The organism is Aureispira sp. CCB-E (assembly GCF_031326345.1).
GTDB lineage: Bacteria > Bacteroidota > Bacteroidia > Chitinophagales > Saprospiraceae > Aureispira.
The window spans coordinates 2,779,207-2,799,727 of record NZ_CP133671.1 but is presented as its reverse complement, the minus strand read 5'-3'; the positions used below and the strand labels follow the sequence as shown (position 1 = coordinate 2,799,727).

The 20,521-nt window shown below is 36.3% G+C and carries 13 protein-coding genes; 7 read left to right on the top strand and 6 right to left on the bottom strand.

Features of this window, described 5'->3' with window-relative positions; translation table 11 throughout:
* Positions 1 to 122: 122 nt before the first annotated feature.
* Positions 123 to 3,236 carry a VPS10 domain-containing protein gene (locus tag QP953_RS10540; RefSeq protein WP_309554958.1) on the bottom strand — a complete coding sequence of 1,038 codons (3,114 nt, stop codon included), beginning with the start codon at positions 3,234 to 3,236 and terminating at the stop codon, positions 123 to 125.
* Positions 3,237 to 3,475: 239 nt separating this feature from the next.
* Between QP953_RS10540 and QP953_RS10535 the strand changes: the two genes are divergently transcribed.
* A complete protein-coding gene (locus tag QP953_RS10535; protein ID WP_309554956.1) occupies positions 3,476 to 5,269 on the top strand; it encodes a sialate O-acetylesterase in 1,794 nt (597 codons plus the stop codon).
* 73 nt (positions 5,270 to 5,342) lie between these two features.
* The gene (gene holA, locus QP953_RS10530; protein WP_052598683.1) at positions 5,343 to 6,365 is read left to right on the top strand and encodes a DNA polymerase III subunit delta; all 1,023 of its coding nucleotides are present in this window, start codon (positions 5,343 to 5,345) and stop codon (positions 6,363 to 6,365) included.
* Positions 6,366 to 6,479: 114 nt separating this feature from the next.
* Here holA and QP953_RS10525 read toward each other — a convergent pair whose 3' ends face one another.
* From QP953_RS10525 to QP953_RS10515, 3 genes are all read right to left on the bottom strand, one after another.
* Positions 6,480 to 8,000: a bifunctional ADP-dependent NAD(P)H-hydrate dehydratase/NAD(P)H-hydrate epimerase gene (locus tag QP953_RS10525; RefSeq protein WP_052598682.1), complete on the bottom strand. Its 1,521-nt coding sequence runs from the start codon at positions 7,998 to 8,000 to the stop codon at positions 6,480 to 6,482.
* 271 nt (positions 8,001 to 8,271) lie between these two features.
* On the bottom strand, positions 8,272 to 8,934 hold the full coding sequence (locus QP953_RS10520; protein ID WP_052598681.1) for a hypothetical protein: 663 nt from the start codon (positions 8,932 to 8,934) through the stop codon (positions 8,272 to 8,274).
* 335 nt (positions 8,935 to 9,269) lie between these two features.
* Positions 9,270 to 11,102: a UbiD family decarboxylase gene (locus tag QP953_RS10515; RefSeq protein ID WP_052598680.1), complete on the bottom strand. Its 1,833-nt coding sequence runs from the start codon at positions 11,100 to 11,102 to the stop codon at positions 9,270 to 9,272.
* Positions 11,103 to 11,554: 452 nt separating this feature from the next.
* Between QP953_RS10515 and QP953_RS10510 the strand changes: the two genes are divergently transcribed.
* The 5 genes from QP953_RS10510 (at position 11,555) to QP953_RS10490 (ending at position 17,285) form a co-directional block, all read left to right on the top strand.
* Complete coding sequence (locus tag QP953_RS10510) at positions 11,555 to 13,099, top strand: hypothetical protein (RefSeq protein ID WP_309554955.1); 1,545 nt, start codon at positions 11,555 to 11,557, stop codon at positions 13,097 to 13,099.
* Positions 13,100 to 13,336: 237 nt separating this feature from the next.
* Positions 13,337 to 14,104: an alpha/beta fold hydrolase gene (locus tag QP953_RS10505; RefSeq protein ID WP_309554954.1), complete on the top strand. Its 768-nt coding sequence runs from the start codon at positions 13,337 to 13,339 to the stop codon at positions 14,102 to 14,104.
* A 120-nt stretch (positions 14,105 to 14,224) separates the two neighbouring features.
* Positions 14,225 to 14,878, top strand: a complete 654-nt coding sequence (locus QP953_RS10500; RefSeq protein WP_309554953.1) for a hypothetical protein — start codon at positions 14,225 to 14,227, stop codon at positions 14,876 to 14,878.
* A 151-nt stretch (positions 14,879 to 15,029) separates the two neighbouring features.
* On the top strand, positions 15,030 to 16,154 hold the full coding sequence (locus QP953_RS10495) for an OmpA family protein (RefSeq protein ID WP_081909612.1): 1,125 nt from the start codon (positions 15,030 to 15,032) through the stop codon (positions 16,152 to 16,154).
* 111 nt (positions 16,155 to 16,265) lie between these two features.
* The gene (locus tag QP953_RS10490; protein ID WP_309554951.1) at positions 16,266 to 17,285 is read left to right on the top strand and encodes an OmpA family protein; all 1,020 of its coding nucleotides are present in this window, start codon (positions 16,266 to 16,268) and stop codon (positions 17,283 to 17,285) included.
* A gap of 64 nt (positions 17,286 to 17,349) precedes the next feature.
* Here the strand turns inward: QP953_RS10490 and QP953_RS10485 are convergent, their stop codons facing one another.
* A complete protein-coding gene (locus QP953_RS10485) occupies positions 17,350 to 17,919 on the bottom strand; it encodes a hypothetical protein (RefSeq protein WP_052598675.1) in 570 nt (189 codons plus the stop codon).
* A gap of 82 nt (positions 17,920 to 18,001) precedes the next feature.
* A complete protein-coding gene (locus QP953_RS10480) occupies positions 18,002 to 20,482 on the bottom strand; it encodes a DUF5916 domain-containing protein (protein ID WP_309554950.1) in 2,481 nt (826 codons plus the stop codon).
* Positions 20,483 to 20,521: the final 39 nt, after the last annotated feature.

Sequence of the window (20,521 nt, the reverse complement as noted above, 5' to 3'; positions counted from 1 at the left end):
CGTGTTGCGCAGTTGATTACCAATAGAGTACCTCTATCAATTATAGTATAATAGATGAGTTATTCATCAAGTTGAATCTATGTTTTTACAACACCTCTACTCCTAAATTATTGAGATACCTTCTACTCTTCTTCAATCCAAATCACATCTACCATACGCTCTCTGAATAAGGTATTAAATTGCTTGATATCTTCTTCCTTTATCTTCTTAAACAACTGTATTTGAGCATCAATCTTAGCAAATAATTCCTCTTTGACAGCTATCGCTTGCGCTGTTGGAGGATAATCGCCGTAGGACAATGCATTTAAATGTCCCAGTTTGTTGTTTAGACGAATTGGGAAATTAAGAGGATCTTGAGGGCTTTGGTTTTTAGTCTGATATAATGTTTTTTCGATTTGAGTCATCGTCGAATCAATAGACTTTGACAAGTCGATCAAATCGCTGAACGTACTATCTACCTTCAATCGTTGACTAAGATTGTTCAGTTGTTGGCGTACTGCTCGAATATCTAAGATAGTTTGATGCGTTTCTGTCAATTTATCTCGAATAGATTCTACAAAATCAAATTGCTCTTGCAAATCCTCCAAAGTAGCCTTAGAATTAGGATCATTAACAATTTTAAAAGGTACTGCTTGCGCCACACTATCAACAACTAAAATTGCTTTGTAATTTCCTGGCAATGCTCTTGGTCCTGCCATTGATGCCCAAAAATTAATCATCCCAGGAAATGTTTTGGCTGGTTTATAATTCATATTCCAAGTCCAAATACCAGCTCCTTTTGTTAATTTGATTTGGTCTTGTTTGTCCTTTGCATCTTTACTAAAGCGACGGCAAGTATCTCCTTGCTCATTGACAATATACAACTCTGTCGAAACAGAATCTGGCTCTAGATTTAAATAATAATGTAGCGCAACACCGTTGGTATGATTGACACCTTGACCTTTGGCATTCCAATTTTGCCCACCTTCCATTCTATAAATAGTAGAAGGTTTATAAAGATGAAAATCCTTTTCTTTCAACTCATTTTTGGCTTGTTGTAAGATATTGATATCGTCCAAAATCCATATTGATCGCCCTTGTGTTGCGACAATTAAATCGTTGTTCTTAATTGTCATATCTGTAATTGGAACAATTGGCAAATTCAATTGCAAAGAATGCCAATTTTGACCATTATTATAAGATATGTACACCCCACTTTCTGTTCCTGTATAAAGCAATCCTTCTTGGTTGGGATCAGCGCGTATCACTCTGGTAAAATGTTCTTTAGAAATTCCTTTGGTAATCTCTATCCAATCAGCACCATAATTTTTCGTATAATACAAATAAGGCTTAAAATCTCCCATTTTATAACGAGTTCCAGCCACATACAAACCACCATCATTAAATGGGTCTGCTTCAATACTATTGATCTGCATCCATTTAGGCATTTTTTTTGGAGTTACATTGTCCCAATTCTTTCCCCCATCTTGCGAAATATGAATTAAGCCATCATCAGATCCCGTCCACAACAAATCTTTCACTCTAGGAGATTCGCAAGCCGCAAAAATAGTACAGTAATACTCCACAGAAGTATTGTCTTGTGTGATAGGTCCACCCGAAGAAACCTGCTTAGAAGAATCATTCGTTGTCAAATCAGGGCTAATCGTTGTCCAAGATTGTCCCTCATTATAAGTAACATGCAAGTGATTGGAAGCCGTATAAAGTTTTTTGGGATCGTGTGGACTAAAAAACAATGGAAAATTCCATTGAAAACGATATTTCATTGCTTCTGCACCATGTCCCATAGGATTATCTGGCCAAACATTAATGGCTCTTGATTGATCGTTTCTATGATTTTTTCGCTGCAAATAGCCATCATAACAACCACCATATACAATCTCTGGATCCAAAGGATCAACGGCAATATGCCCACACTCGCAACCTGCGGTACTTTCCCAATCTTTTTCTGTGATTCCCCACCCTTTGGTACGATGTGGAATGCGAATGGTGCTATTATCTTGTTGTGCAGCATAAATTCGATATGGAAAATGATTGTCTGTCGTCACTCGATAAAACTGAGCCGTGGGTTGGTTGTGGTAGGTTGACCATGTAGCTCCCCTATCGTAAGTAACTTGAGCACCACCATCGTCACCTATAATCATACGCTCGGGATCTTGAGGATCAATCCACAAATCATGGTGATCGACATGACCAGCACTAAACTGTTGAAACGTTTTTCCACCATCTTCGGAACGATGGTAACGCACATTCAAGACATAAACTACGTTTTCATCCTTAGGATCAGCTTGAATAACACTATAGTACCAAGCTCTTTGTCTTAGTTTTCTACTGTCATTAACTTTTTTCCACGTTTCTCCTGCATTATCAGAACGGAATAGCCCCCCTGTTTTAGATTCTATAATTGCCCAAACACGGTCTGGGTTTGCAGGAGAAACTGTAATGCCAATAATGCCCAGTGTATCTGTTGGTAGTCCTTTACTCTTAGTAATATCATTCCATGTTTCACCACCATCTGTACTTTTCCAAATACCACACCCTTGCCCTCCACTAGACAAACTATACGGTGTACGACTAATGCGCCAAGTTGTTGCATATAAAATCCTTGGGTTGGTAGGGTCAATGACCAAATCTACAGCACCTACTTCATTATTAACAAACAAAACTTTTTGCCAACTATCGCCTCCATCTGTACTTTTAAAAATACCACGCTCTGCATTGGGCTTAAACAGGTTTCCCATTGAGGCAGCATAAACAATGTCGTGGTTCGTTGGATGTACTCGAACTCGAGCAATATGACGCGATTTTTTCAAGCCCTTGGATACCCACGTCTTACCAGCATCCTCACTTTTCCATATTCCATAGCCCATTGATACATTGCCTCGAACCGTTCGTTCTCCACCACCTACATAAATAACATTGTTATCTGACTTACTGACTTCTATTGCCCCTATTGAACCACCAAAAAAGCCATCTGAGATATTACTCCAACTTCTTCCCCCATCTTTTGTTTTCCACACGCCTCCTCCAGCGGCACCAAAATAAAACAAATTTCGTTTCCCTTCTACACCTGTCACAGCACAAGAACGGCCTCCTCTAAAAGGTCCTATATTGCGCCATTGAAGCGTGTCATACAAAGTAGAATCTACTTTGCTTGGAAATGATTGTTGGGCTTGTATTCTGTTAAAATTGTAAGTTGTTAGTAGCAAAATAGTACCAACAAACGTTAGATAGTGCATAGTATACGTTCTTATTTTGTAAGCTTCTTATTTAAGAATATTTGATAGTTTGGCAGTTGAATTGATCTATTAACTTTTCTCCTAAAATACAAGCTACTATCTTTAGACCATTATATTCTAATCCGAACAGCCTGCTTCTCTCCAAGTTATACAGAAGCAAAATAGCATAGTTTTATTAAAATATTTATTTTTGAAGCTCTAAATGTATCTAAACTAGTGTGTAAAATAAATTATCATCAATGCCATTCTTAAAAATTGTTTATTGTATTATTATTTTTTTTAGCACCTTTCACACGCTTATTGGTCAAGTCTTGTATTTCAAGGATCATAATGGCATTCGATTGTATCCTCAATCGCATCAATTGTATCCAAGAAATGAAAAAAATCAAGCAATGGTTATTCTCAAAGGTACTGTTACCAACTATTCCATAGACCAAGTAGAGTTGATTGTTCGCAAACGTTTTTTAGATGGTAGTTTTAAAGACTCCATATATAGTCAAAATACAACAGATACCTTCCATTTTGCCCCCATCATTGAAGCGGGCATGTACCTCTACTCTTTCCAACTACGCCTTAAACGAAGTCAAATCGTTTTTCGGCAAGAACAACTTGCCCAAAATGTGGTCTGTGGAGATGCTTATATCATTAGCGGTCAATCTAATGGCATGGGAATCATGGTTGGCTTGCCCCAAGCAGGAATTGAGCAAGATAGCTTGTACCAAACTTATCCTAGAGATTCCAGTCACATTTTTAGCAAATCTCTTGGCAATATGCCTGAATATTATGGCATTAATGGTCATTTAACCAATTATAATCCTAATAACAATCACTGGCAACCTGCAAAAGCCTCAGGCTCTTTGACAGGATTTGTTGGTTTGTGGGGGCTAAAGCTCCAATATTTATTACAAGAAAAATATCAAATGCCGACTTGTTTTATCAATGGCTCTTATGGAGGTTCTTACATCAGTCAGCACCAACTTTATTATAGTCAAAACAATGATCCTTACGATCTGCACACACTCTTTGGTTCGTTAAATTACAGAATCCAACAAGCAAATCTTAAAGGAAAAATCAAAGGCGTTATTTGGTATCAAGGAGAGAGCGAAAACTCTTATAACAAAGCTGCCACCTATGCTGATAGCCTAAATTTTCTGATTGATCATTGGGAAAAATACTGGGGCAACTTCTCCAAAGTATATGTTATCCAAATTCATACGGGATGTAACCACCATGGGTATGGTCAAATTGTTCGAGAACAACAACGAAGCATCCAACGTCCTTCTCATAGCTTTTCAGAAATTATTCCCATTACAGCATGTGGTATTGGAGAACGTTCTTCTCCACTTTACGACCCTTATTCAGAATGCCATTTTTCAAAAGAAGCTTACAATACATTAGCAGAGCGTTTGTTCCAAGTTATTGGACGTGATTTTTATTCTAATAACAATTGTATTACTTCTCCTAATATTATGCGTGCTTATTACGCTTATGAAGAACTCATTCTAGAATTTGATCAAGACATTGCCACCTTGCCTGATGGGATTGAGCAACAATTTGAATTTTATAAAAATAACCAACTAATTCCTTTTATTGATATTTCTAATGTTTATTCTCAAAAAAACAAAATTCACCTAACAATTGACTATCAAAATGTTGATGCGTTAAGCTATTTACTAGTGGATGATCCTATTTATAATAACCAAATGATATGGTTAAAAAACACAATGGGCTATGCTGCTTTTTCTTTCCACCAATTCCCTGTAGAGTCGCTTCCTTGCACAGAGAGTGTTCTACTAGTTCAGCCTAATATAATCCACCAACAAGCTCCCCTAAGCATACATCTAAAAGCTTGTTCAACCAATAATAAACTCCGTATTTATTCTGTACAGGGGCAACTAGTTTGGGAGCAAGACTTACCATCTGTCAATATAAAAACCACTCCAGATTTATCTAATTTGCCTCAAGGTGTTTATTTTCTACAAGTAGAAAGTGATGGTCATTTTTTGCCAACTCAAAAAATAGTTAAGTCCTAAAAACTTCGGTTTGGTTCCAAAAAAATGTACCTTTAGGAGTTCTATTCATACAATCATCAACCTAGCATTATAAATGGCTAAAGCAAAATCGCTCTCTTATAAGCAAGTCCTTAATTCTCTCAAAAAAAAGGAATATTTCCCCATATATTTATTGCATGGAGAAGAGAGCTTTTATATTGATGAATTAACCAAACATATTGAAGAGAATGTCTTAGATGATACGGCTAAAGCTTTTAATCAAACCGTTTTGTATGGTAAAGAGATTGACTATAAAACGGTTCTAGATAGTGCCCGTCGTTATCCTGTCATGTCTGAAAAGCAAGTGGTTATTATCAAAGAAGCCCAAGAGTTAAAAACAATAGATAAATTAGAAAGCTATTTTCAAAATCCTTTGGATAGTACGATTTTAGTTTTGGCACACAAATACAAAAAACTAGATAAACGAAAGAAATACGCCAAAGCACTGACGGGCTCCAACAAAGTTTGTGTATTTGAGTCTACTCGACTCTATGATAATCAAGTGCCCAATTGGATTAACAATTACCTAAAAGATAAAAACATTGCCATCAAACCAGCCGCCACCAATTTATTGGCAGAATATCTCGGCACCGATTTGTCAAAAATCTCAAATGAACTGAATAAATTAACCATCAACTTGCCAGAAGGAACAGCCATTGACAAGCATATTATTCAGCGAAACATTGGTATTAGTAAAGATTTTAATGTTTTTGAATTACAACAGGCTCTAGGAAAACGAGATCGTTTTAAAAGCTTTTTAATTGTCAAGTACTTTATTGCTAATCCCAAAAATCATCCTTTGCCTATGATTACGGCAACTTTATACAACTTCTTTAGCAAAGTTTATATTTGTCAATCTCTTTTGCGAGCTTCTGATGGGGAAATTGCTAGTGCCATTGGTGCCAATAAGTTTTTTGTCAAAGACTATAAAATTGCAGCAAAGTCTTACAATCGCTCCCAAATAGAAGCCATCATAACTACTTTAAAAGAATATGACTTGCGCTCAAAAGGGGTTAATAATGTCAGTATTCCTCACGGAGAATTGCTGCGAGAAATGATTGTAAAGATTTTGGGCTAGTCGGATAAACTGTATAATTATTATAAATAACACTCATAAGCCCAACAAAGTGAGCTTATGAATCATAGAAATTAACGTTATAAGTTCTCCATAAAAAATAATGGAATAGCCTCGTTACAACGCTCTCAAATTTAAAAATGCTTTTCCTAAATAATTGACCAAATCGCCTGCGGTCAAACTTTCCTCACTTTCTATTTCTGCGGCAATATCACCTGCTAATCCATGAATATACACACCTAGTATACAAGCTTCTAAAGGATTGTATTCTTGTGCCAACAACCCTGCCAGTATGCCCGTCAATACATCTCCACTCCCAGCAGTTCCCATACCGGGGTTTCCTGTAGAATTAAAATAACAATCGCCTTCAGGAGTTGCAATACACGTATTGGCACCTTTCAAAATAATATAAACCCCAAATTCTTGTGCTTTTTGGCGCTGTAACTCATTGCGTTCAAAGTTATCATAGGCCTTGCCAAACATTCGTTCAAACTCCTTGGGATGTGGCGTTAGGATACTATTCTTAGGAATGTATTCAAACCAATCTGGGCTTTGCCCTAATATATTCAGCGCATCAGCGTCCAAAACAGTTGGGCTATTCATATGCTTAAGCATATAACACAAGGCATTTCTAGTTCTATTTTTAGTGCTCAAGCCACAACCAATCGCAATGGTAGAATACTTGGGCAAATCGTATACTTTGGTAAAAATAAAACGATCTTCATCCAAACTCACCATCGCCTCAGGTACAGCTGTTTGCATCACTTCATAACCGCAGATAGGTACGTGTACGGTTACCAATCCAACTCCTGCTCGAAGACAAGCCCGTGTCGCTAGAATAGCAGCCCCCATTTTACCGTATGATCCCATGATCAACAAAGCATGCCCAAATACCCCTTTGTGAGCAAATTTGTCCCGTTTTTTATATATTTTCTTAACAATATCAGAAGTTATATAATAAAATGGAGAATCCGCAGCATCAATGTAACGTTGATCTAAACCAATAGGTTTGCAAACAAAATCACCCACACAATGAAAATTCTCAGGAAACAAAAACGCCAACTTTGGAAATTCAAACGCAAAGGTATAATCTGCTTCGATGCATGCTCCCGTAGTTGGTGCATCGGTAAATACCCCTGTTGGAATATCCACAGCAACAACGGTATTTTTGCACTCATTCAGAAAGTGCAAGATCTCAGCCAACTCCCCTTCTATTGGACGACTCAATCCAGAGCCTAAAATAGCATCAATCAAAATTTCTTCTTCACCAAAAACAGGCATATCCTCTACAGAGGTAATTTCTTTTATAATTAACTTATTGAGTCCTTGTAATTGCTGAACACGTTCTAGGTTGGTTTTAAAATCCTCTGTAACTTTATCTGTTAGGTTTAGTATAAAGATAGCGATATCATAACCTCTTTCTTCTAATAACCGAGCAATAGCCAAGCCATCTCCTCCATTATTGCCTTTACCGCAAATTACGCTGACCATTTCAAATTTTTCTTTCGGAAATTGTTCTTCAAACCACTCTACGAAAGTTCTACTGGCTCTTTCCATTAAGTCAATGGACAAAATAGGTTCGTGCTCTATTGTATAGGCATCTGCTTCTCGTGTTTGTGTTGTGGATAGTATTTTCATAATCTTAGAATGGGAATATTTTAATACAAGATCTATAGCTATCTTAGACTTTTATTATGTGTGAATATTGTGTACTTATTGGAATGGTTGGATTGATATGGTTGTTTGTAAAAAACTGCTCCGCTCCGTAAAAATCGTTTTTTAATGGGTTATCAACAATTGAAATTTTATTACATTTTATATACAAATAGGCATCAACTGCGCACATTCATGAAGTAGCCGCACAGCTAACAAGGATTGCTAAAGAACCGAATACATTGGCACCATGCCATCATTTTTGCTGACTACTATCTCGCTCGGTCTTATTTCGGTACAGTTCATTGCCAAAAGAGTAAAAAAACTTGTCTCGAAGTTGCAAATATACAGGTTTTTCGTCATCAAATAAAGTCAAACTTATGGTATATAAAATGGATTCTATAATAATACATTGTAGATAAATGCGAACGTCTTCAGCCACAATTGTTGCACGAACTCCTTCATAGATATTTTGACTATAAAATAAATCTTGAGCTTCTACAACACCATCAATCCCTTCTGCCAAATCATCTACAATAGCCGTATAATATTCTTCTCTATACTGCTTATTTTCTTGAAAAGAGGGTTCTTCCAATAAATCTGTCAAATTACAACTCAAGCGGTACTTACTTCTTTTAAGTTTGTAGTCAATCCTTCGGCTACTTTTTCGTTCTTTCCTCGTTGGTTCTTTTGGAAAAGCAATATAATAACCATTGTCCAACAAAGGCATTTTAATCCAATTCTCTGGTATTTTGCCTTCTGTCAAGCGCAGGGTGTCTTCCAAATCAATTTCGCCTTTTGTAAACTCATCTTCTATGATAACTTCACCATCTTCATCAACCTCCTGATGTGCCAAATTACTATTACAACAATATAGGAAACCCGCTAAACATATTAAAATTAAAGTAACCTTTTTCATATTTTCTACTCCTAATCTTGTTTTGAAAATAGCTCTAATATTCTCCTTAATAAGTACTTATTGCTAAATCCTATGATTAGCATAAGGTTATTAAAAATAAGCTAGAAATCATTAATGCTTTCTTTCATCAAACTGCAAATTACTACAAAAGCAGGCATTTTCTAAGTTCTTAGAAAGATAAATACTTTGCATCTAAAAATACAACTCCCTTCCAACAACTTATCCTAAAAGAGTCGGGAGTCATTAACAAAATATTAATATTATTGAACAACAAGTTGCAAAAACAAATTGCAATATTTTTCAGACTGAGTAAAATAAAACTAAAAATAAGTGATTTAGATTTTATTATACAGCTCCCCTCCTTTAGAGAACAGTTTATCCACTTTCAATTTTACCTTTTCATCAACAATCAAAGGCGGAGCATGATGCGGTTTGATTCTAGCATCAATAATCAAGGCACCTCTACATCCCCAATGTTTATGCTCTATAAAACTATGCACACCATGAATATCGTGCGAAGGATTGGAACGAGTAAAAGTCACCCAAAGAAAATTATTCAAGGTTTGTGTAACAAAATCGCTATCATCCACTACCAAAACCATAGGAACGTGTTGCCAATCATAACGCTCCAAATACTGTTCTAATTGGTGGATGGCTTTCTGCCCAGATTCATGATCGGTATAAGGCATTGCTTGAATCGCCAAAATTCCTTTTTGTACAAATTTAGGCTTAGAAAAACCATCAGGTAAATCAAAATTTTCGGGCAATTCTGCTTTTAACAAACGCTTTTTGTCTCCACAACAAGCCACCACCACTTTGGATCCTGCATTCCAACCATCGCCAGAATAATCTAAGGTATCAATCGTCGTTTTAGTTTGAAAATGTAAATCTCTAGTCCAATCAACTCGCTCCAACACATGATTAAAATAATGCTCAATATTATGCGTATCTAATTTAGGGTCATCGCTATGGTCGGCAATGAACAAATATTTAGCTAACGTTGTCTGCCCCTTTCCCAACAAGTGATTGGCAATTGTCAGCAACTCCTCTGGTCGGCGTTCACGAAAAGGCATGTACCGTTCGCTGCCAATGGCTAACAACAACGGATGTACGCCAGCAGCATCTACAGCATTAACATCTTTTAAGCCTGGAAATTCTTGCGGTGCTAGTTCTTTGACCAACTCATGTATCAAATATCCAAAACTAGAATCTTCCGCAGGTGGTCTCCCTACTACCGTAAAATGCCAAATAGCATCCTTTCGATGGTACACCTTATCCACCTCCATAACAGGAAAATCATGTTTTAAACTATAATACCCCAAGTGATCTCCAAAAGGTCCTTCTGGCATTTTTTTATTTTTCACAACAGTCCCCGTAATACAAAAATCAGCATCCGCTGATAGGGTATATCCATTTTGTTGAAAATACCGAAAACGACGCCCATTCAACAAACCTGCAAACGTCAATTCTGACAAATTCTCAGGTAATGGCATAATTGCAGAAAAAGCATTAGACGGAGGACCTCCTACAAAAATTGAAACTTTAAAAGGTTCATCTGAATTATTATAGGCCTTGTGATGCACCCCAATACCACGATGCAATTGATAATGCAATCCAATTTCTTTGTCCATTTGATAATCATTTCCTGACAACTGAATTCGATACATTCCCAAATTGGATTTCATAATATCCTTTGACTGAGGTCCCATAGAAAAAACTTGTGGAAGCGTCACAAAAGCACCGCCATCCATCCCCCAAGATTTTACTTGCGGCAATTGACTAATCTTTGTTTCACCAAACAAAATTGGTTTGCTAAAACGTGCTTTTTGAGGCAAGCCTGTCAACGCTGTAAACGGCGCTCTCCAATACCTGCTTGGCTTTTTAAGCAATTGAATAGGATCAATTTTTAATTCGATGACTTTTTGAACATTTTCCATCGTATGTCGAAATAAGAAACGAGTCCGTTCTTTTGTTCCGTATAGATTAGATAGAGCAGGAAAAGGGCTTCCTTTTACATTTTCATAAAAAATAGCGGGTCCTTTTGCATCAAATACTCGGCGATGAATTTCTGCCATTTCTAAATTTGGATCCACCTCAGATTTAATCCTTAGTAATTTACCATTTTTTTCCAAATCTCTTACGCAATCCTTTAAACTTTTATAGCTCATTTTTGTTATTTTTATCTATTTAGACTGTTCTTAAAAAATAGTCTATTTTGAGACAGATTTTGGTGTTGTGAAGGGCTAATATAGCACATATAAATCTTAAACAGTCGGAAAGTATTTCTGTTTGTTGAATCAGATAAAATTTTTAGTTCAAACGAAGCTTTTTTCTTATTTTTACTTTAATACAAGACAGCTTAAACCTGACGTTCCATATGCTCAAGCAATTGCATTGGAACCAATTTTGTATTAAATATCATTCTTAGAGCATGTTTAAATTCTATTTTCAAACTACAAATGCTTGATTTCGCCCCTATTGACTGTTTTTTTGAATCTTGATAGTACTGAAAAAAGAGCTTTTTTAGGCACTAAAACCAGCTCATTTTTGCCAAAACTATTGTTTTTGAAGAACATAAATTTTAAACATATTCTTACAATAACGTTATTGAAATTCAACAATGTTTAATCTTCAACATATAAGAACCTGTTGGTTAATTTTTGCCATCAGCTGCTATTTTTGTACAACAACAACAAGTCAAATAGGACTAGCACTTATTCCTATTCAAAGCAAAGAATCTTTTCCTATGGGAACAGAAAAATTTCAATGGGCTTGTTTGGCTAATTTTGAATTGTCTGATCCATCGAACCAAAGTAAAATTATTTATGTTGATACAGATCAAAAGGGTGGAATATATACCGTCGATAACAGTGGTTATCTATATCATTTCTCTGCTAGCGATTTTTCGGAAAAATGGAAAGTTAAATTAAGTTATAGTTATATTCTAGACATGGCAGCTAGTCCTGATGGAAGAACGATTGCTATTTGTTATAATTACATTAAAACAGGCAGCAAAAAATTAGAAATTAGAGATACCAAAGATGGTCGAGTTCTATTAAGAATTAAGCGGGTGCCAGATTGTTATGAGGCTTCTTATTTTATGGATGTCATGGAAAATACAACGCTCTACCCTTCTAGTGTTGTTTACTCTCCCGATGGCACACAATTGGCTATCTGGTTCAAAAATCATGGTTTTGATGAAAATCAATGCAAAGCAAGTCTCGAAGAACAACTAATTATCATTGACCCTGTCACTGGAACTATCAAAGCTTCTAAAAGAGCAATTCCCGATGATTTTGAGTGGACAAAGTGTGATCAAAAACATCATTTTGCCTTTAGCCCTGACGGTCAATATATCTATATTAGCAACTGCAAAGCTCAAATCGCTCAGTACAAAACTAGTACCTTTCAGTTGGTTCGAGTGGCTGATTTTGGTGAAAGGATTAATGCAATTCTTACGCAAAAATTAGATGACAAAGGTTCTAAACGATCAAATTTTCCGTTGCACGAATTAGCCGTACAACAAAATGGAGATCTCATTACTAGTATTGGACGTAATGGTCGAATTTTTAGAATTGAATCCAACTTAAATTCCATTCATTATATTACTCAAAATCAAGGAAGCAGCAACGGACATTTTTCTTTTAGCCCTGATTGGTCTATGGTCATGTTTAATTCAAATCATATTAACCTATGGGACTTAGATAGTCAAAGTCCTATTGTGCAGGCTGAAACTCCAAATGCTTTTGATGCGCACACAACTCGATTTCATCCTACCAAAAAGGCTCTTATCGTTGGCACTAAAAGAACTCTAAAAATCATTGCGCCATGTCCTATCAGCCGTGTTTATATTGATAACGAATTCACATCAACTGGTCACTATGTATTTGCAGAAACAGGCTTTAGTGTACGAGGTGAAGGGAACATTTATTGGGCTTATGATGATAAAATCATTCCTCAAAAAAACGCTAGAGAAAATGAGATTAGTACAGAAATTTTAGGTTACAGTGCTTTATCCAACACCATACATAACTTACCAGAATCTCACGAATTGCGCTTAAAAACTGACCAACCAGGAATCTATACTATTTTTGGAGGTTCGTCTCAAAAAATGACCAAACAAGAAGTCTTAAATAGTTTGCCCAATTGGGACAAGACTCCTTAAATAACACAAGGATATATAAAATATAGTGAATTTATCCAAGATGCGCATTTTTTTGTGGAACTTTAGCCACTCAAAATTGTATTATTAGATAGATGAGCTGCACCTTGTTTTTCTGTGTTTTTGTTATACCCTTTTATGAATAATTGATAAATGTAGTTGCCCAATTGAGTGGCATCCTATCACTTATTGGCAGAACAATTGCAGTTCTTTGACAATCAATCTTATTAAACTATTAACATGCAACTGAATTATAAAGTATTTGGAGAAGGAGACCCTGTTTTGATTTTACACGGTATGTTTGGCACCTTAGACAACTGGCAAACGATTGCAAAAAAATTAGCAGAACATTTTATGGTTTTTATTATTGATCTTAGAAATCATGGACGCTCTCCTCACTCTGATGAGTTTGATTACACGATTATGGCTAATGACATTCGTGAATTTATGGAAAACAACTGGATTTATGAAGCTCATGTAGTTGGGCACTCCATGGGAGGAAAAGTCGCCATGCAATTAGCATCTGAAGAACCAGATTTGATTCAAAAATTAGTCGTTGTAGATATTGCTCCCAAGACTTATAAAGGAAATCATCAAACAATTTTTGAAGCCTTATTTTCCTTGGATCTAAAAGAGTTGGAATCTAGAAAACAAGCCGATCAATTGCTTCAAGAAAAAATTGATTCTTATAGTGTTCGACAGTTTATTCTAAAAAATCTTAGCATCAATAAAGAAACGCAACATTATGAATGGAAAATGAATTTACCTGTTATTCATGGTGCATATCAGCATATTTTGGATAAAGGAAATTTGTCAGCTCCTTTTGAACACCCTACTCTTTTCATTAAAGGTGCCCAATCCAATTATATTTTACCAGAAGAATTTGAGACGTATAAAACGTATTTTCCCAATGCTGTTTTAAAAACAATTGAAAAAGCAGGCCACTGGGTTCATGCCGAACAACCTAAACTCTTTTTAGAAGTTTTAACTGATTTTTTGTTAAATTAGATATCAAGGTTGTATTCCACTCAACTACACAGAACTAAACCCAAGCCACAACCCTTCATTAACTCATACGCTTGCACATTGCTAATAGTTAGCTATTTAAGCTAAAACCTATATCAAATTATGATAAAGAAGTCTTGCACTATATTTTTTATACTATTCCTAATAATAGGAATATCAGATCATCTATTCGCACAATTTGGCAGAAGCAGAACTTCTAAAGTTATTGTTCCAAAAGTAGAATATGTTGAAGACAACTTATCCAAGACCAAACCATCTTCGTCTGTTTCACCTACCATTATCCTTGAAAATGACAATGAAGACATGTTTGAGGATTATCAAGGTAAAGCAACCATTGATGAAACTCCTCAGTACAAATCTTCTAAACCGAACTATGTGCTTGAAAAAATAGTTTATACAGAAACAGAAATAATTTTTTCTTTAGCGATTTATTTTGAGCCTCAATCCTATTCCAATGCTATTTTTTATCCTAGAAATCATGCCGATCATTGGTTTTTAAAAAATACACTCACAGGGCGGCGACAATCTTTTAAATCGGTTCGCAGGATAAAAAAAGATGGTCAGTTAGAAACTCTAGAATTAAAAGATTATCCATTGAGTATAAAAACCAACAGTAATCAACAAACTGTTTTTACTTGTAGAGTCCATTTTGACCGTCCAGCCGCTACTTGGGGTAAAGAAGTGCATTTGATTGAAGGTAGAGGCAAAGCCAATAACAAGAACCATTTTAACTTTTTTAACATTAAACTGAAGTAAAAGTCACTCGTACAGCTTCTATTGGTTGACAAAAATCATTAGTCCATACGACAAACAATAATATTGGCAAAAATATTGTTTCTTATATAACAGTTACTTAATGCTCTTGGTCTTATAAACTGTTCTAATCCCAAACAACAATTGACAATAAATGAAAGCAATATCAATTCATATTACTTTAATAATAATCTTCTTATTATCTATAAGTAATCTATCGGCACAAAGAACGTATACGGATTTTAAGCCGCAGTACAGAAAATGGCAGGATAGTTATATCTTAGATAAAATTGAGTATACCAAAAGTCGAACGATTTTCTATTTTCGTTTTGTCTGTAAAAGCGGCAAATATACCAATGCCATCTTTTATCCGCCAGGAGGAGAACACCCTTGGTATCTAAAAGGTAGAAATGTCAAGAAAAATTTCGATATTAAGGAAATTCGAAATGTTCGCCGAAATGGTGTGCTCATGAAGTCCAAAGTACGCAACTCTGCTTATAGTATTCCTGCACTCGATGGTCGTGGATACACGGTTTTTAGCTGTGAAGTACACTTTGATCGCTTACCTAATGATTTAACGACTGCCGATTTGATTGAAGGAAAAGGTCAAGAATACAATAAAAATCACTTCAATTGCTTCAATGTTACCCTAAAAACTTGGGATGACGACCTTGGAAAAGAATCGGATAGCGATAAAAAAGTTTCTGACTTTGAAAAAAAATATGGTGTCGACTCCAAACCTAGAAATGTTAGCCCAACACCCAAACCCAAACCAAAGCCCAAACCAAAGCCTGATCCAAAGCCAGAGCCTACTCCTGATCCCGAACCCGAACCAATCCCTGAACCTGAACCCCAGCCTGAACCCAAACCAGAGCCAAAGCCTAAACCTGAAGAAGATTATTCTATTAGTCGCTTAGGGTCATACAAAGACATTGAATGTGGTAAAATGTTGGTTTTGGATAAAATTAAGTTTCACGACAACAGCACTAAATTTAAGGGAATGGTCGCAGCCAACCGAACGCTTTTTATTCTTTTTAATTACATGAAAGAACATCCAGAATCTACCTTGACGCTTTACGGGCATACAGATGTTTTTGGTCCCAAAGAGCGTAATATGGAATTGTCCAAGCAACGTGTCATAAAAATTCAGCGCTGGCTAACGATGTATGGTATTAAAACACATAGAATTAACTACGAATGGTTTGGTCCCGATCAACCGCTAAAGCCTGAAGGTAGCCCCATTAATAGAAGGGTTGAAATAAAAGTCAATTGTGAGTAAGTAATAAGTAATATTTAGTTCGTCATTTGTTTCTTAACGATTTTGGTCTATGCCTTCGTTTTGTAAATCAATTACATGCATAAGCCTTGCGTATCAAAGAATGCTTAAACTATGAAAAAAACGACCCCAAATATCATACTGTTTCTACTGTTTCTACTGGTAACAGAATTCGCTAGTGCTCAGACAGCGCACAACTATACTGACCACAAACCTGTATATAGAAAATGGCTCGACTCTTACATCTTAGACAAAATTGAATACACACCTAATAGTACTATTTTTTACTTTCGATTCGTCTGTGATAATGCCCGTTCTGGTGGAGCTACTTTTTACCCTCCCGAAGGGGAATCACCGTGGTATCTACGAGGGCGAGATGTAAAAAAAGAATTTGATATCACAGCTGTAAAAAACGTACGTCGAGATGGTGTTTTAATCAAAGAAGATGTTAGCACAGAGGCATTTCATGCTGACCCTCCATCTAAAATAGGGCATAGTATTTTTAGTTGTGAAGTGCATTTTCCTCGCCTTGATGACGACATGAAAGAAGCGGACTTAATCGAAGGTAGAGGGCAAGAATTTAACCGAAGGCATTTTAATTGTTTTAATATAAAATTAAAAACTTGGAATGATGCAGATCTAGGTGATGAAACGGATAGTAAAAGCGTAGTTGAAAACTTTGAGAAGAAGTATGTAGGAACCCCAACAACAACAACCAATACTAACCCTTCCCCAACAGAAAAGGCAGCTACAGCATACAAAAATTTACATAGTTCAGAAGATTTAACTTGTAATCAATTATTGGTACTTGACAATATTAAATTTCACGACAATAGCACTAAGTTCAAAGGAATGATTGCGGCTAATAAAACGCTGAACATTATTTTTAACTATCTCAGAGAACACCCTAAATCAAGTATTTCGCTCTATGGGCATAGTGATATTTTTGGTTCGGAAGACAGAAATCTAGAACTATCCAAACAGCGTGTTGTCAAAATTCAACGTTGGTTAACCATGTATGGCATCAAACAACATCGGATTAATTATGAATACTTTGGTTCTACAAAACCTTTGATAAAAGAAGGGAGTATTTTGAATAGAAGAGTGGAAATAAAAATTCATTGTAACGAATAAATATAAAGCGTCCAATTGCATGGCAACTGGACGCTTCTTTATTAAAGAAAAGAACTGGGTCATCTCAATTCCCTCCAGTTCCTTCATATTTCTTGCTATCGCTCGACTCCTTAGAATCATTCGTCTTTTTCACTTGACTTATTTTTACCTGACCTTTTTCCTCTTCTTCTTGAACTTGCAGTCCTAACTCCATCAGAATATAAGCAAATTTACAGCCTGTTGCCTCTTTCATGGACGCCACCATCATTTCTGTAAATTCTTCCTCTGTAATGCCATTGTATTGTTCTTCTTTAAAATCAATTTCCCCCATTGCTGCCTCCATATCATCCAAACACATTTGAAAAAGGTCGTCGTTTTCTTCCATAATTGACGCTTGTGCTTCTATCCTAGTCGTCAAATCTGTTGGCAGTTTAGCCACATAATTCTCCATTCCCTCTTCATTCCCTTGCATTTGATACTTAATAATTCGTGCCATTGCTCGTTTTACATCGTTGTCAATATCACTATAAGTTTCATTAACACAACTACAAAGACCATCAGCTGCCAAATCAGCAAGTTCTTGAACCGTCTGTGCCTTCGATAAACCACATATAAACACAACTAATATACTTGTTAGGAGGATTCTATGTTTCATGATAATTATTTTAATTCTTTTGCAATCGTGTTATGGTTTTATTTCCTCTTTAAATCTACAAAACCTAAGCCATAAACTGCAATTAGTTCAAGCGTTTTCCTCTATTTTTCTTCTTAAACAATGTAAAGAAGTCTAAATAGTACAATGCTTTTATAGAAAATTGATTGTTTTGTCCAGTCTCAAACATCCCCCCAAAGTTATTAAAGTAATCGTAGTTGGGATCTGTCCCGTAACTAAGTATGGCATTTTTCCAAACAACATTCAGTTCAGACCCAGGGGCAAATCTCCATCTAAAAATAAGGTCAATGTTGAATGCATTAAAATTAGTATCGTGATCGCCCCAGTAGATAATATCATTCATTTGACCATTCGTCGAGAGCCCATAGAATTGGTTGTAGTCTACTACTGCCCAGTAATGACGAACCCTTAAGGTAAGTGATATTTTATTCGTAAAAAGATAATTAGCAGATATAGACGTTTCTAAATCTTGTCGAAAACGACTGCCAAAAATGATTTGTTGTTCTCCTGTGCCATTATCGGTTGTTTTCGTCACATAGCCCAAACTATTCCTACGAACCGTTAAATCTGCGCTAAGAATCATATTAAAATTATCACTAAAACGAATCAAAGGTTTTAGGCGTGCTCCAATAACATCCGATGCCGCCCAAGCTCCTTGCCCCCAAAACCGGCGATAATTAAGCCCTCCATCCAAGGCAAATACTTTCCGATAATCACTTGAGAACCAAAAATTAATTCTTGTCCATGTTGGCTTTGCCCAAACTTGCCCATCTGTTCTTGCTTCAAAATAATCGTTGTAGCCCATTGGTTCTATCCGAAAATCAGCTCCCAAAGACAAAAAATTAGTCAATGTAGCTCCCCATTCCCCACCAACCTGTATCCGTGTAAAAACAGCAGGATTATACAGCATTTCATAAGAAAAATCTAATCCAGACCACATTCTTAAAATATGCCCAAATGGTTGATATGTATTGTATCCAACCCAAGCTGAAGTATTGATAAAGTTTGTTCTTCCTACAAAACCAATGTCATTAATATTATAATCTTTGCTCATGGTTTGTTGGCGCACTCTAAATCTAAAGTTCCCACTAAACTTTTGGAAACTAATATCATATCGATACCCATTATCATAATCCTTATTATGCTTTAAAGTATCTAAAAATCGATGACTCATCGCTGCGCTTCCTGCTACTCCATACACATTTTTCTTATCTGCGATCTTAAACTCTGTCCCTGTAGCCAAAGCATCCGTATACCCTCCAAAACGAACAACAGACGCATTGATCAAACTCACATAAGAATGTCTCCAAAATTGCTGATCGACCACGACTACATTGTAATTCGTAAACGACTCTGTCTCGTAACGTCGAGTTACCCCTGAATCATTCTGAATTTGTGCAAACGCAGGTGCCGTCACAGCGTTAAACAGTCCTAACCCTAAGCCTTTTTTAGTCCTACCTGAAACTTTTAGGGCATTAATTAAATAGGGTTTTTCAGGGTTTTTAGTAATAAACTCTGTGCTATCCAGTTGCTGAGCAGCCAATCTATATCGTGCAGGAGAACTTCCTATTCGCCTAGAATAAAACAAATTAGCTCGACTAAACAATTCTACTCCCTCTGTAAAAAAAGGGCGTCGCTCCGCATAGTAAATTTCAAAAGGACTAAGATTAAATACTAAATTATCAGACTGAACATCTCCAAAATCGGGGACAAGGGCAACATCCAATGTAAAACTTTCATTGATACCGTATTTCATATCCGCTCCTGCCGAAAAATTGGGTGTAAACGTATGCTTTCCTGTTGCGCCATCATAAGCATGATTTAAATACCCCGCCACATAAGGAGTAAACGATAAACGAACAGGAGGTTGAATGCGTTCGATTCCTTTTAACAAGCCTTGTTGCTGAACTTCATTGTCTTGGGTGGGATCTATATTGCTCCAAAAAAAGCCTTGACGACTTCTACGAATGTTTCTACCAAAGTTAATGCCCCAAGTTTGGATATCGCTTTTCGGAAAACGCAGTTGCGAATATGGAATTTCGAGTTCAGCTACCCATCCATCTTCTACTATTTTGACACCACTTTTCCAGACAGCATCCCAGATACCATCTCCATCATTTTGGTCAACCTGCACACCTGCTGCGGTAACTTGGAACGTAAAATCCGTTTGCTGCGTGTACATACCATCAATATAAACGGCAAAATTATCCGCATTAACATTTCCAGTCGCATCTCGTACACTCAATTGTTTTAAAATACTATCAGGAGCAGTATCGTACATTTTTGCTCCAATATAAATTCCCTCTGTCGTGTACAAAACTTTAACTTCTGTCCGTTGAGAAGCTTTGCGTCCTGGATTTGGGGTATTTTCAACAAAATCAGTTGCAATAGGTGCCTGATCCCAAACGGATTCATCCAAAACACCGTCTATCTTAGGAGCATTTTCAACATAAATAGCCTTTAATATCTTTTTTCCACTAGGGTCTACTTGACCTACTAAATTGATTGTAATACATACTAATGTTAGTAATAATAGCTGTTTCATTTATTCGCTTCTTATAGGAATATTACAAATAATTGGGGG

Bases quoted from the DNA above. Each gene is read 5' to 3' on its own strand.
- QP953_RS10515 (WP_052598680.1), bottom strand. From the start codon at position 11,102: ATGAGCTATAAAAGTTTAAAGGATTGCGTAAGAGATTTGGAAAAAAAT.
- holA (WP_052598683.1), top strand. From the start codon at position 5,343: ATGGCTAAAGCAAAATCGCTCTCTTATAAGCAAGTCCTTAATTCTCTC.
- QP953_RS10520 (WP_052598681.1), bottom strand. From the start codon at position 8,934: ATGAAAAAGGTTACTTTAATTTTAATATGTTTAGCGGGTTTCCTATAT.
- QP953_RS10540 (WP_309554958.1), bottom strand. From the start codon at position 3,236: ATGCACTATCTAACGTTTGTTGGTACTATTTTGCTACTAACAACTTAC.
- QP953_RS10525 (WP_052598682.1), bottom strand. From the start codon at position 8,000: ATGAAAATACTATCCACAACACAAACACGAGAAGCAGATGCCTATACA.
- QP953_RS10535 (WP_309554956.1), top strand. From the start codon at position 3,476: ATGCCATTCTTAAAAATTGTTTATTGTATTATTATTTTTTTTAGCACC.
- QP953_RS10485 (WP_052598675.1), bottom strand. From the start codon at position 17,919: ATGAAACATAGAATCCTCCTAACAAGTATATTAGTTGTGTTTATATGT.
- QP953_RS10500 (WP_309554953.1), top strand. From the start codon at position 14,225: ATGATAAAGAAGTCTTGCACTATATTTTTTATACTATTCCTAATAATA.
- QP953_RS10495 (WP_081909612.1), top strand. From the start codon at position 15,030: ATGAAAGCAATATCAATTCATATTACTTTAATAATAATCTTCTTATTA.
- QP953_RS10505 (WP_309554954.1), top strand. From the start codon at position 13,337: ATGCAACTGAATTATAAAGTATTTGGAGAAGGAGACCCTGTTTTGATT.
- QP953_RS10490 (WP_309554951.1), top strand. From the start codon at position 16,266: ATGAAAAAAACGACCCCAAATATCATACTGTTTCTACTGTTTCTACTG.
- QP953_RS10510 (WP_309554955.1), top strand. From the start codon at position 11,555: ATGTTTAATCTTCAACATATAAGAACCTGTTGGTTAATTTTTGCCATC.
- QP953_RS10480 (WP_309554950.1), bottom strand. From the start codon at position 20,482: ATGAAACAGCTATTATTACTAACATTAGTATGTATTACAATCAATTTA.